The organism is Paenibacillus sp. PK1-4R (genome assembly GCF_030369595.1).
Classification (GTDB): domain Bacteria; phylum Bacillota; class Bacilli; order Paenibacillales; family Paenibacillaceae; genus Paenibacillus.
This window is the reverse complement of the sequence record NZ_CP126535.1, coordinates 5,930,830-5,944,346: the sequence shown is the minus strand read 5'-3', so window position 1 is coordinate 5,944,346 and position 13,517 is coordinate 5,930,830. Positions and strand designations below refer to the sequence as shown.

Below are 13,517 nucleotides of genomic sequence, written 5' to 3'. Positions count from 1 at the left end.
TAGGGACCCGAAAGGGTCCTTTTTGTATGACATGTAGTTGAAGTAAACGATTACTATAAAACGTTTTCGATATTTACCACTTTAGATAATATCTTACCTTAATATTACTCTTATTTCATTTAAAAGTAGGATTTATCACTGATTTTAACGAATTAATGTCTGATTATATATGTCTATATCTAATTTTTATATGATTTTCTCTAAAATCCAGATGGTATTTTGAAAACGCTCTATCGAGTATGATTATTTTATAAAACAGAGGAGGGGGAACGGAGATGGAAACGCTAACAAAAAAATCCGCTTCCGCGAACAGAAGCAGTGACCCCAAACCGCCTTTAAAGAATCGGCGGAACGGAATTTGGGACAGAATGAAACAGCAGAAATATCTCTATCTCATGTCATTGCCATTCGTAGCTTGGGTTTTCGTATTTAACTATCTGCCACTATGGGGATGGACGATGGCTTTCCAAAATTATAAACCTGCCAGATCATTTGGTGATCAAGAGTGGGTTGGTTTTAAACACTTTGTAGAGCTGTTCAGTGATGATCGTTTCTATCTGGTACTTCGAAATACGCTTGCAATGAGCCTGATGGGACTGGTTGTCGGTTTTATCGTGCCGATATTCTTCGCTATTCTCCTGAATGAAATGAGAGGCATGTTCTTCAAACGTGCCGTGCAAACGGTATCATATCTGCCTCACTTTGTATCATGGGTCGTTGTGGCAGGGATTATCACCAAGATGCTCTCCACCGACGGCGGGATTATCAATGATCTATTGGTAGGACTGAACATTATCGATCAGCCGATCCAATTCATGGCCAAGGGGAATTTGTTCTGGTACATTGTAACCGCTTCAGATATGTGGAAGGAAACCGGTTGGAATGCCATCATCTATCTGGCGGCGATCACGGGTATCGACCAAGAGCTGTATGAAGCTTCCCGTGTAGATGGAGCTAACCGCTGGAGACAAATGTGGCACATCACGCTGCCTGGCATTCGGACTACGATTTCCGTACTACTAATCATGTCTATTGGGCATCTTGTTAGTATTGGAATGGAGAAACAGTTGTTGCTGGGCAACAGTCTTGTTACCGACTACGCGGAAGTCCTTGATTTATATGCGCTCAATTATGGTTTGAATTTGGGGCGATTCTCATATGGTACAGCCATAGGTATATTCAACTCCGTTGTCAGTATCATCCTTCTGTTTACTGCTAACGGCTTGTTCAAAAAAATCACCAAAGAAAGCATCATGTAGAGAGGGGAGTCACTATGGCGAACAAAGCATTTAATGCTACTCGGGGCGATAAAGTGTTCGATATATTCAACATCCTTGCGATGACCTTGGTGCTGATCGTAACGCTTTATCCATTCCTTAACGTACTTGCGATCTCTTTAAATAACTCAGCTGATACGGTACGCGGTGGAATATACCTATGGCCCCGTGAGTTCACGTTACAGAATTATAAAACGATTTTTCAATATGAAGGGTTACTGCAAGGTTTGCAAATTTCCATTCTGCGTACGATTGTAGGTACCGTGCTCGGATTGATCAGTTCCTCAATGATCGCATTTACACTGAGCAGACCTGATTTTGGTCTAAGAAAGTTCGTTTCTACAACGCTTGCACTCACGATGTATTTCTCCGGTGGTCTGATTCCGGTGTACCTCTTGATGCGTGACCTGAATCTGATCGGTACATTCTGGGTATATGTATTGCCAGGCATGATCAGTGCTTTTAACGTATTCATCATCCGTTCATTCATTGATGGTCTGCCGTATGCCTTGCAGGAATCGGCGAAATTGGACGGAGCGAACGACTTTACAATCTATTACAAAATAATTTTACCACTTTGTAAACCAGTGCTCGCAACCATCGCTTTGTTCCTGGCGGTAGGCCAATGGAATGCATGGCTTGATACTTATCTTTACAATGGTTCAAAAGCACATCTCACGACACTTCAGTACGAGCTGATGAAAGTACTGCAGAGTACACAGCAAGGCTCAGGTGCTGGACGGAATGCCAATGATATGGCACAGCAAATGACACAGATTTCACCGGAATCGATCAAGATGGCGATTACAATCGTTGTAACGGTTCCAATCCTGATTGTATATCCGTTCCTTCAGAAGTATTTTGTTGGCGGTATGACACTAGGCGCAGTAAAAGCATAAGATAGCTGGTACAGGCAGCTACAAATGAAGCATCAGGATACCCGAAACGCAGCCATTTGGTCTGCGCTTCACCGTATATGGCTGCGGTGTGGTATTCATGAATCTATAGACAGGGATAAAAAGTCCCGGACAAACAGACATATGAAACAGGGAGATTACCATAATAGCAAGTTCCAAATTGAAGATTGCAGCGGCACCAGTGTTTGCATGTCTTTACTCGCAGGTTGCGGTGGAGGAAACGGCGGTGATACGTCGTTCAGGGATACAAGCGCATAGAAACTCCACTTACTTTTGATTTCTTCAGCATTGATCCCAGTCCGCACTGAAATGGCATGAAGGATGAGTTGGTAAAGTCCTTACAGTAAAAAAGGGATAACCCTTAACGGTGAATTTTGCCGTTAGTAGTAGTCAGGATAAAATATCCTTAATGGCGGCGAGCGGAGACTATCCGGATATCGTCTCACCCAGAGGAAAGCTTAGCAAACTGGTGGATGCCGGAGCAATGCTCGATCTGACAGATCTGGATCGACAAATATGCTCCCAATCTGAAGAAGCTACATGGTAGTTACATGGACCGGTTGAAATACAGCAATGAGGATCAGGCTATTTATGTGCTGCCGACGTATTATGCTGTAGACCAGAAGTACTTTGACGCATTGGTGTATTTGGGATTTAGCACCGCGTACTGAAAGAGCTCGGATACCCGGAAGTGCGTACACTTCAGGATTACGAGAATGTACTGAAGGCGTATAGAAGCACCCAACAATTGAAGGTCAGCCAACTATCCCGTTAACACTGGACGCGGATGATTGGAGAATCATGATTACCGTAACGATCCTTGCCTTCCAGGCAACAGTTGCTCCGGGTGACGGTGATCCAGAGGCCTATGAAGTAAGTCTTCATTACAGAACTTCCAGAGGAAGCAAGAGTACTTCCGCTGGTTGCACCGTATGTATAACGCTGGATTGCTAGATTAGGACAGCTTCATCCAAAATACAGACCAATACAAATCCAAAATTGCAAGTGGGCTTGTTCTTGGTGTCATTGACCAGGATTGAGGATATTCCGATGCAGAGAAAGAAACACTCAAAGCTTACGGTGCTACTACGTGGAAAGATCTGTTCCCGAGTGAAGACGAGTTCCCAATCAAACCATGGGGAGCAGCATACAATCTGCCAACACCAGGTGACTCCAACTACAACGTTATCTTCAAGAAAACATAGGATATCATCCGGAAGCGTATCCCGGAAGCCATTCTGAGTACTCCTGAACAGTTCGATGCGATCTATGACGGCATGATTGCAGAAGTGAACCAAGCAGGAGCAGAGGATATGGAGAAACGATATACTGAACTCGTTCAAAACCGTGTTCAATTGTGGAGCGGTGAAGAGGATAAATAAACGATTAGCCAGTCAGATTTAAAACGAAAAAGAACCCAGATATTCTGAGTTCTTTTTTATCTAAAACGTTTTCTAAAAAACGTTTTCAATTTTAGAAAATCACTATTGACAAGGGATATAGGAGAGATTATTATTCAATTATGAAAGCACTTACATTTGCTTTTGAATCACGTGATATAGACTTGAATCTCAAGGTAAACACGTGCAGGAATGAAGAGGAAGTAAGGAAAGAGAAGAACATTTTTTTATTTTTCAGAAAACGCTTCTAATGTTATAAAAACAAGAAAATTACATTCGTTTCATCTGGTCACGGTATGTGCAGGTCAGCCTGTTATACAAATATACAGCTTCATTATATCCATAAGGGGGATTACACATGAAGGGCAAAACACCAAAAACATTCGCAATGCTTCTGTTAGCCAGTGCACTTGCAATTACCGCAGGATGCAGTGGAAGTGGAGGAGGAACTAACGCTTCAGAAAAGCCGGTTGATTCTGGAGATACAACTAGCCCAATAACCTTTACATTCTTTGGTGCAGATGCAAGTCCAAACTGGAATAACATGAAAGATGCTGTCGGTCAAGAGATTACCAAGGCAACAGGGGTTACAATTGAGGCTGAGTATGATGTGAATAACGGAGGCGATCAGAAGATTCCTCTAATGGCTGCGAGTGGTGATTACCCTGATATTGTCTATCCTAAAGCAAACTTGTCGAAGCTTGTAGATGCAGGCGCAATGCTTGACCTGACGGATCTAATTAATGAGCATGCTCCGAACCTAAAGAAGATTTATGGTGACCAGATGAACCGTTTGAAATATAGCTTAGAAGACCAAGCGATCTATACGATTCCGACAAACATGGGTGTAGATAACGTTGCTTTTGACGCAACTGGCGGATTTGAAATCCAGCAAAAGGTGTTAAAAGAGCTTGGTTATCCTGAAGTAAAAACACTTGAGGATTATGAAAACGTACTGAGAACTTATTATGAAAAACATCCAACCATTGACGGTAAACCAACAATTCCACTGACATTAAATGCAGATGATTGGAAAATCATGATCACCGTAACGAACCCGGCCTTTCAGGCAACGGGTGGACCAGATGATGGTGAGTACTATATTAATCCTCAAACATACGAAGCAATACTACACTACAAACGTCCGGAGGAGAAGGAATACTTCCGCTGGTTGAACAAAATGTACAATGAAGGTCTGCTGGACAAAGATACATTTGTTCAAAAGGATGACCAATACAAGTCCAAAATTGCCAGTGGTCGTGTACTCGGTTTGATCGACCAAGAATGGAACTATGGTGAAGCTGAGAATGCGTTGAAATCAGTTAACAATGGTGAGCATACGTACGCTCACTTCTCTGTATCCTTGAACGAGGATATTGTGGATCACACGTTTCAACCAACGGGTTTTGACGGTTATGGCATCGGCATTACTACATCCGCGAAAGACCCGGTACGTATCATTAAATTCATGGATTGGCTTGCTTCCGATGAAGGTCAAATTCTGAGAAACTGGGGCCTTGAAGGTCAGCATTATAAAGTTGAAAATGGAAAACGTATTGTTCCGGATGATATTCAGGAGCGCAAAGTGAATGACAACTCTGCCTTTACGAAAGAAACAGGAATCGGTATGTATAGTGTTTTTAGTGCAAGATATGGCGACGGCGTGAAAGATTCCACAGATAACTACTACACAACTAACTTTCCTGAGCAAATTCAAGCTGGTTATACCCCTGCCGAAAAAGAGACGTTGAAAGCCTATGGCATTACCACTTGGAAAGAATTTTATCCATCTGAAGAGGATCTGCCAGTGAAAGATTGGGGCGCAGCATATAATATGCCAGTACCTTCGGATACAGAATATGAAGTGACGTCTAAAAAAACACAGGATATCGTACGTAAACGGATCCCGGAAGCTATCCTTGCCAAGCCTGAGAACTTTGACAGCGTGTATGATAGTCTTCTGACTGAACTTGATAAAGCTGGTGCAGTAGAAATGGAGAAACAATACACGGTATGGGTCAAAGAACGTGTCTCCCTTTGGACTGGAAAAGATGTGAAATAAATTTGAAACAAGGCATAAAAGCTATTGATTTTCATAACAAAAAAAGCCCTTAAGAATGGGCTTTTTTTGTTATTGACGTAGGGTGACGGATAGCATATAATCTATCATGTAAGCACTTTCAGTAGTTGTATATAAATTGTTACGAAAACGTTTTATGCTTGTTAGCTAGTTTTACAAAAGGTCAGAATGGATTGAATCGAAAGCGCATTCAATGAAAGTGGTATCCTCAGGCCTTAAGGCTTGTTATACAGATAAAACCTTCATAAATTATAGGGGGAACTAGACAATGAGAGGCAAAATGAAAGGTAATACACCCAAGACGTTTGCTATGTTGATGCTAGCAAGTGCGATGTTGGTAACAGCTGGCTGTGGGGATTCGGGAACCAAAGAGACTAAAGAGTCCAGCGGAACCGAACCAATTACAGTCACGTTCTTCGGGGCGGATGCTAGTCCAACTTGGAACAAGATGCAAGATGATGTTGGTAAAAAGATCACGGAGCAAACAGGCGTTACAATTGAAGCTGAGTATGATGTAAACAATGGCGGCGACCAGAAGGTAGCACTTATGGCTGCAAGCGGTGATTATCCTGATATAATTTACCCTAAAGGTAACCTATCTAAACTTGTGGATGCAGGCGCGATGCTGGACCTCACCGATTTGATTGAGGAACATGCTCCTAATTTGAAAAAAATCTATGGAGAACAAATGAACCGTTTGAAATACAGTCTGGAGGATCAAGCAATATATACCATTCCGACTAATATGGGTGTTGATAATGTTACGTTCGATGCTACAGGTGGTTTCGAAATTCAACAAAAAGTATTGAAAGAGCTCGGATACCCTGAGGTGAAGACACTTGAAGATTATGAAAATGTGCTGAAAGCCTATTATGAAAAACATCCAACCATTGATGGTCAGCCAACAATTCCATTGACGTTGAATGCGGATGATTGGAAGATCATGATTACGGTAACGAACCCGGCCTTCCAAGCAACGGGTGCACCAGATGATGGAGAATATTACATTAATCCTGAAACATACGAAGCGATGCTTCACTATAAACGTCCAGAGGAGAAAGAATATTTCCGTTGGTTGAACAAAATGTATAATGAAGGACTTTTGGACAAAGATACATTCGTCCAAAAGGATGACCAATATAAATCCAAAATTGCCAGTGGCCGTGTTCTAGGGCTGATTGACCAAGAGTGGAACTATCAAGAAGCGGAGAACGCGCTCAAATCATCGGGCAAGGATGATGCCACATACGCTCACTTCTCTGTATCACTTAACGATGAAATTGTGGATCACACGTTCCAACCAGCCGGATTTGACGGTTATGGCATCGGGATTACAACTTCGGCCAAAGATCCAGTGCGTATTATCAAATTCATGGATTGGCTTGCTTCCGATGAAGGACAAGTTCTGAGAAACTGGGGTATCGAAGGTGAACATTACAACGTAGAAGATGGTAAACGCGTGATTCCAGATGATGTACAGGACCGCAAAACAAATGACAACTCCAATTTCAGTAAGGAAACAGGAATTGGGATGTACAACGTATTTAGCGCAAGATACGGTGATGGTGTAAAAGATTCTACGGATAACTACTACACAACGAATTTTCCTGAACAGATTATAGCTGGTTACACAACTGCCGAGAAAGAAACGTTGAAAGCCTATGGCATCACAACATGGAAAGAGTTTTATCCATCTGAAGAAGATCTGCCAGTCAAAGACTGGGGGGCAGCATATAATATGCCAGTACCTTCAGATACAGATTATGAGGTGACATTCAAGAAAACAGAAGATATCGTTCGTAAACGGATTCCAGAAGCTGTTCTTACTACTCCTGAGAATTTTGACAAAACATATGATGCTTTCCTGGCTGAATTGGACAAAGCTGGTGCAGTTGAAATGGAGAAACAATTTACGGTTTGGGTTAAGGAACGTGTCTCACTGTGGACAGGAAAAGACGTAAAATAATATGGATGGTTTGCAATCCATGGTTACACAAGGAAAGGCCCTATATGGGGCCTTTTTTTTGTGGAATGCTGTGATGATTTGCATTGACGCAAATTTTGAAATCACATATAATTTTATTATTGTAAGCACTTACCGAAAACGTTTTATGTCATAAGAAATATACAGCTGATTCAGGAACAGGAGCTAATCATGTCCCAACACAATAACCAAACTAAAATCAATCGTCTATGGTATCGACAACCGGCGCAACGCTGGGAAGAAGCACTGCCTATCGGAAACGGCCGTCTTGGAGGCATGGTGTACGGTGGCGCAGCAGATGAACGAATTCAGCTCAATGAAGATACATTATGGTCAGGGTTTCCACGGGACACGATTCAATACAGTAGCCAACGGTATTTGAAACAGACGCGAGAGTTGATCATGTCTGGGCAATATGGTGAAGCTGAGGATTTGTTGAACCGTGAAATGCTTGGTCGTGATGTAGAGGCCTACCAGCCGATGGGGCATTTTCTATTGCACCATGAGGGTCTGGATGATCTTTCATATGATGCATTTGAACGGGAGCTTGATCTGGAATCGGGTATTGCAACCACAACCTACTCATTAGAAGGAACTCAATACGTACGTGAAGTGTATTCCAGCGCTTCGGATGATCTAATGGTCTGCACATTGACTGCTGATCAGAAGGGCGCTGTGAGTGTAGGTGTTACGCTAGACAGTCCCCATCCTTATCGCGTTGAGACTTCGGGAGATGCTCTAACCATGTTCAGTCGGTGCCCAAGTCATGTGGAGTCCAATTACTTCAGGGATCACCCGGAATCCGTCCTCTATGAAGAGGATCGGGGGACGGCTTATGCTGTCCGTGTAGCGTTTACGGCATCTGGCGATCAGGTGAAGGTCTCCAATCTGGAAGGCAGGTTACATATTCAGGGGGCTGATCAGGTTGTGTTTTATCTGGCAGCAGCTACGTCCTTTGAAAGTTATGATGTTTTGCCTGTGAAGGATCATCTTGTATTGGAAGAGGAATGCAAGGAGATGATCTTCAAAGCGACCACACATGACGCGGAAGCGCTTCGTGACCGACATATTCAGGATCATAGCGCGTTGTTTAACAGAGTCTCTATTGATCTAGGGGTATCGGCTAACGCCGAATTACCTACAGATGGGCGGCTGCAGGCTTATCAGGCAGGGCAACAAGACTCTGGACTGGAGGCACTTTATTTTCAATATGGAAGATATCTGTTAATGGCTAGTTCGCGTCCGGGCAGCCAGGCTGCCAATCTGCAGGGAATCTGGAACCATCAGGTGGAGCCGCCATGGCATAGTGATTACACAATCAATATCAACACGGAGATGAATTACTGGCCGGCAGAAGTCTGCAATCTCAGTGAATGTCATGAGCCGCTGTTTGATATGCTGACCGATCTAAGTGATACAGGACGAAGAACGGCGCGGATTCTGTATGGAGCTCGTGGATGGACTGCTCATCATAACGTGGATATCTGGAGAACCTCTACACCGACAGGTGGAGATGCAAGCTGGGCTTTCTGGCCGATGGGTGGCGTATGGTTAACCTCGCATCTATGGGAGCATTACCAATTTACCGGGGATCAGCGTTTTCTTGAGGAACGTGCGTATCCCATCATGAAAGAGGCGGCGCTATTCTGTCTCGATTGGCTGGTGGAAGGGCCCAATGGTTATCTGGTTACGATTCCATCCACTTCACCTGAGAACAAGTTTCTCACAGATGCTGGGGAGGCACGCAGTATATCCATGGCTTCAACGATGGATATGACGTTAATTCGTGAACTGTTCAGCCGCTGTATTGAGGCCGCGAAGCAATTGAATCTAGATGAGTCATTGGCGAGCGAGTGGGGTGAGGCTCTGGACAAACTCTATCCATTCCGAATTGGAAGCGAAGGACAATTGCTGGAGTGGTTTAAAGATTTTGCTGAATCTGAACCAGGACATCGTCACGTCTCCCATCTGTATGGACTGTATCCGGGGGAGCAGATCAATCGATTACACACACCGGAATTGGTAGAAGCAGCACGGGTATCACTTGAACGTCGTATCTCACAAGGTGGCGGGCATACAGGATGGAGCTGTGCATGGTTGATCAATCTGTATGCACGACTGCTGGATAGCAGCCAGGCACATCAGTTTGTGCGCACGTTGCTGGCTCGATCCACACATCCGAATCTGTTTGATGACCATCCACCATTCCAAATTGATGGTAATTTTGGAGGCACGGCTGGAATCGCGGAGATGTTATTGCAGAGCCACTTGAACGAGTTACATTTACTGCCTGCACTGCCTGAACTCTGGACTCATGGTCGTGTTGAAGGGCTTCGTGCAAGAGGTGGTTATACGGTAGCAATAACGTGGACGGACAACAAGCTTGTGTCAGCGGTTATTAAGGCAGATCGAAATGAGTCGCTGACCCTTCGCAGTGTTTATCCGCTGCGTGTGGAAGGAAACGAACAAGCCAAGGCAGAGCTTACGCCTCAGGGCGATTATGTAATTATTTTAACCATGACCGCAGGACAGACGATCCGCGTGTCATCATGAGACGGAGGAGCCAACCATGACCATTTTTAAATTTCCGCAAGATTTTCGCTGGGGTACAGCAACAGCTTCCTATCAAATAGAAGGAGCGGCACAGGAAGGTGGACGCGGGGTATCCATCTGGGATACGTTTGCGCGCACACCTGGCAAAGTATATAACGGAGATAATGGAGATGTCGCGTGTGATAGTTACCATCGGTATGAGGAAGACATCGAACTGATGAAGAAACTCGGGATTAATACATACCGGTTCTCCATTGCCTGGCCACGTATTATTCCTGACGGAGATGGTGAGATCAATCGGGAAGGTCTGGACTTCTACCACCGCTTCGTGGATGCATTGATCGAGGCTGGAATTGAACCATTCCTCACACTGTATCACTGGGATCTTCCGCAAACGCTGGAGGATGACGGAGGCTGGGGCAACCGCAGAACTGTAGACGCTTTTGTGAAATATGCCGAAGTGATCTTCAAAGAATTCTCTGGCAAAATCAACTTCTGGCTGACATTCAACGAACCATGGTGCATCGCGTTCCTGTCAAACCTTCTCGGGATTCATGCGCCAGGAAACAAAGACTTGCAGACGTCAATCAATGTTGCTCATGGATTGCTGGTCGCTCACGGTAAAGCCGTTCAATCCTTCCGTCGCTTGGGAACAACGGGTCAGATTGGTATTGCTCCGAACGTATGCTGGGCTGAGCCGTACAGCAAATCTCCTGAGGACCAAGCTGCGTGTGACCGATCGATTGCACTTAATACCGATTGGTTCCTTGATCCAATCTACAAAGGTTCATATCCGCAGTTTATGGTGGATTGGTTTGCAGAAGCGGGTGCTACCGTACCAATTCAGGAAGGTGATATGGAGATCATCTCACAACCGATCGATCTGCTCGGCATTAACTATTACACGATGGGGATCAATCGCTTCAATCCGGAGGCAGGTGCTCTGCAATCGGAAGAAGTTGATATGGGCCTCACCAAAACCGATATTGGCTGGCCCGTGGAATCACGTGGTTTGTATGAATTTATGCATTACTTGCAAAAATACGGCAATGTGGATGTATATATCACAGAGAATGGTGCTTGCATCAATGATGACCTGGAGAACGGAAAAATCAACGATGATCGCCGGATTTCATATTATGAACAGCATTTGGCTCAAATTCACCGCATCATTAATGACGGCATTAACCTGAAAGGGTACATGGCATGGTCACTGATGGATAATTTCGAGTGGGCAGAAGGCTACCGCATGCGTTTTGGTCTTGTTCACATGGACTATCGTTCACTCGTGAGAACACCAAAGGAGAGTTATTACTGGTATCAGAACGTCATCAAGAATAACTGGTTGGAGACACGGAACGAACATAATCCCCAATAGTTTGGGTGGCAGGTTTTAAGGGTAAAGCAGGTCCTCATTATATATGGTTCCCTTATTGAAGTTGAAAAAGACGGTAACATTGGAGTATTCCAATGTGCCGTCTTTTTTGTATTTTTACCGTTGGAAATGAGTAGTTCATAAAGGTTTCATAAGGTCAAGTGCAGTTCCTGTTATGAAGAGACGTTTTTTGGGTTATAAGAAGTATAAGTGAATTGAAAAATGTTTTGTCAACGGTTGAAATTAAAATAAAGTGTCCAAATTGCGAATAAAATTTGAACATTTGTTGACTAAAAATCATACTGATGTGGTATATTGGTATAAGGAAAGCACTTACAAAAAGGGAAAAGGAAGTGTTTACTATGGCATCGAAGACAGCAATGGTCAGCCAATTGGAGCGCAAAGACAAAAATATGCGGCGCGCCGTCTTGACGATGACAGTTCTGGCATGGGTCGCACTCATTACGGGAGTGGTCATGTGTCTGATCAATCTGAACGACTTTAATGATCGTAATCTTGGCTTGATGGTTGGTATTGGATTCCTTGTAGGTAGTGTGTTTATTTACGTTATTGCCAAAGCAATTGGCCTTGTTCATACACGCCGGGAAGACGAAGGCGCCGATTGATTATAATCCTGCGTTAATTCGTTCATAATAAGACTGGATAAGTTCCCGGAATCCAGTCAATAAAGCCCTTTGCGGATTCGTTGACACTGTTCAACGGGACTGCAAAGGGTTTTATTTTGTGACTTGAAGTGTAAAGATTACAATGTGCAAATATCAACCATGCAAGCGATTTGTGAGAAAAAATTCACACATTTAAGGTGTAAAATCGACAAATTTGTTAACAAGAACAAAAAAGTTGTTCATTTCTGATATCTTTAGTAGGAAGAGAGTAGTATACTGATTTTTCAGTATGAGCGAATTTAAGGAGAGGGGATCAAAATGAACAAGAAACCTAGGTCGCTAATCCGGATTATCATTCCGGTTGTCCTGACGTTGGTTACAATTGCATTGATTGTCTGGCCAATGCTGGCAGGCGGGCAGTACGTTGTTCTGGATCCGAAGGGGCCAATTGGCGCTTCGCAGAGAGATTTGATTGTCATCTCGACAATTTTGTGTGCTGTCATCATTGTGCCAGTACTCATTTTGTCTGCCGTAATCGTATGGCGTTACCGCGACAAGCCGGATAACAAAGCTGCTTATGAGCCTAACTGGTCTCATAGTACGAAGGCGGAGGCAATCTGGTGGACGGTTCCAATTATTATTATTGGAATACTTGCAATTGTAACGATTCGTTACACGTATGATCTGGAGCCTTCGAAGCCGTTGGCTCATGAGAAAGAACCAATTACCATCCAAGTGTCTTCACTGGACTGGAAATGGCTGTTTATGTATCCTGAGCAAGGGATTGCAACGGTCAACACGCTGAATATACCGGCAGACCGGCCCGTGAAATTTGAACTCACTGCGGATTCACCGATGAACTCATTCTGGATTCCGCAACTTGGAGGACAGATTTATACGATGTCGGGTATGGCGATGACCTTGTATCTGCAGGCAGATCATGAAGGCAAGTACTGGGGTTCAGGCGCTAACTTCACAGGTGAGCATTTTGGAGAAATGCGTTTTGATGTGAATGCTACATCGGACGAAGATTTCGACAATTGGGTAGCTGAAGTGAAACAGAGTTCTCAGGCGTTGACTACAGAAGGTTACAAAGCACTGGCTGAACCAGGAACAAGCAATGTTGCTTATTATTCTGCCTTCCCAGAAGGATTGTTCCAAAATATTGTGACCAAGTATGTTGTAGATGGTCAAAGTGCTCACAGTAAGCATGGAAGTTCAAGTGAAGCTTCTGGAGCCATTCAAAGTGCAACTGACAAGTCCAATCAAGACGAGGACAAGAGTGCTAACTAAAGATTCGAAAGG

The 13,517-nt window shown here is 43.9% G+C and carries 8 protein-coding genes and 1 pseudogene; all 9 read left to right on the top strand.

The annotated features are described in order from the left end of the window. The first annotated feature begins 275 nt into the window (after positions 1-275). The 9 genes and pseudogenes from QNO02_RS25920 (at position 276) to cyoA (ending at position 13,505) form a co-directional block, all read left to right on the top strand. Positions 276-1,259 (top strand): ABC transporter permease, encoded by a 984-nt coding sequence (locus QNO02_RS25920; protein ID WP_289390400.1) that lies wholly within the window; start codon positions 276-278, stop codon positions 1,257-1,259. Between the two features lie 14 nt (positions 1,260-1,273). Next, a complete protein-coding gene (locus tag QNO02_RS25915) occupies positions 1,274-2,176 on the top strand; it encodes a carbohydrate ABC transporter permease (RefSeq protein WP_289390399.1) in 903 nt (300 codons plus the stop codon). A 141-nt stretch (positions 2,177-2,317) separates the two neighbouring features. Further along, positions 2,318-3,576 (top strand): annotated as a pseudogene (locus QNO02_RS25910) (extracellular solute-binding protein). Between the two features lie 376 nt (positions 3,577-3,952). Further along, a complete protein-coding gene (locus tag QNO02_RS25905; protein WP_289390398.1) occupies positions 3,953-5,656 on the top strand; it encodes an ABC transporter substrate-binding protein in 1,704 nt (567 codons plus the stop codon). Positions 5,657-5,942: 286 nt separating this feature from the next. Then, positions 5,943-7,640: an ABC transporter substrate-binding protein gene (locus tag QNO02_RS25900; protein WP_502921842.1), complete on the top strand. Its 1,698-nt coding sequence runs from the start codon at positions 5,943-5,945 to the stop codon at positions 7,638-7,640. Positions 7,641-7,829: 189 nt separating this feature from the next. Further along, on the top strand, positions 7,830-10,211 hold the full coding sequence (locus QNO02_RS25895) for a glycoside hydrolase family 95 protein (protein WP_289390397.1): 2,382 nt from the start codon (positions 7,830-7,832) through the stop codon (positions 10,209-10,211). Between the two features lie 16 nt (positions 10,212-10,227). Then, on the top strand, positions 10,228-11,589 hold the full coding sequence (locus tag QNO02_RS25890) for a GH1 family beta-glucosidase (protein WP_091038517.1): 1,362 nt from the start codon (positions 10,228-10,230) through the stop codon (positions 11,587-11,589). A gap of 359 nt (positions 11,590-11,948) precedes the next feature. Beyond that, positions 11,949-12,212: a hypothetical protein gene (locus QNO02_RS25885; RefSeq protein ID WP_091038518.1), complete on the top strand. Its 264-nt coding sequence runs from the start codon at positions 11,949-11,951 to the stop codon at positions 12,210-12,212. 318 nt (positions 12,213-12,530) lie between these two features. Beyond that, entirely contained in the window at positions 12,531-13,505 is a 975-nt protein-coding gene (gene cyoA, locus QNO02_RS25880; RefSeq protein ID WP_091038520.1) for a ubiquinol oxidase subunit II, read from the top strand. The last annotated feature ends 12 nt before the right edge of the window (positions 13,506-13,517 follow it).

Bases quoted from the DNA above. Each gene is read 5' to 3' on its own strand.
- QNO02_RS25920 (WP_289390400.1), top strand. From the start codon at position 276: ATGGAAACGCTAACAAAAAAATCCGCTTCCGCGAACAGAAGCAGTGAC.
- QNO02_RS25915 (WP_289390399.1), top strand. From the start codon at position 1,274: ATGGCGAACAAAGCATTTAATGCTACTCGGGGCGATAAAGTGTTCGAT.
- QNO02_RS25905 (WP_289390398.1), top strand. From the start codon at position 3,953: ATGAAGGGCAAAACACCAAAAACATTCGCAATGCTTCTGTTAGCCAGT.
- QNO02_RS25900 (WP_502921842.1), top strand. From the start codon at position 5,943: ATGAGAGGCAAAATGAAAGGTAATACACCCAAGACGTTTGCTATGTTG.
- QNO02_RS25895 (WP_289390397.1), top strand. From the start codon at position 7,830: ATGTCCCAACACAATAACCAAACTAAAATCAATCGTCTATGGTATCGA.
- QNO02_RS25890 (WP_091038517.1), top strand. From the start codon at position 10,228: ATGACCATTTTTAAATTTCCGCAAGATTTTCGCTGGGGTACAGCAACA.
- QNO02_RS25885 (WP_091038518.1), top strand. From the start codon at position 11,949: ATGGCATCGAAGACAGCAATGGTCAGCCAATTGGAGCGCAAAGACAAA.
- cyoA (WP_091038520.1), top strand. From the start codon at position 12,531: ATGAACAAGAAACCTAGGTCGCTAATCCGGATTATCATTCCGGTTGTC.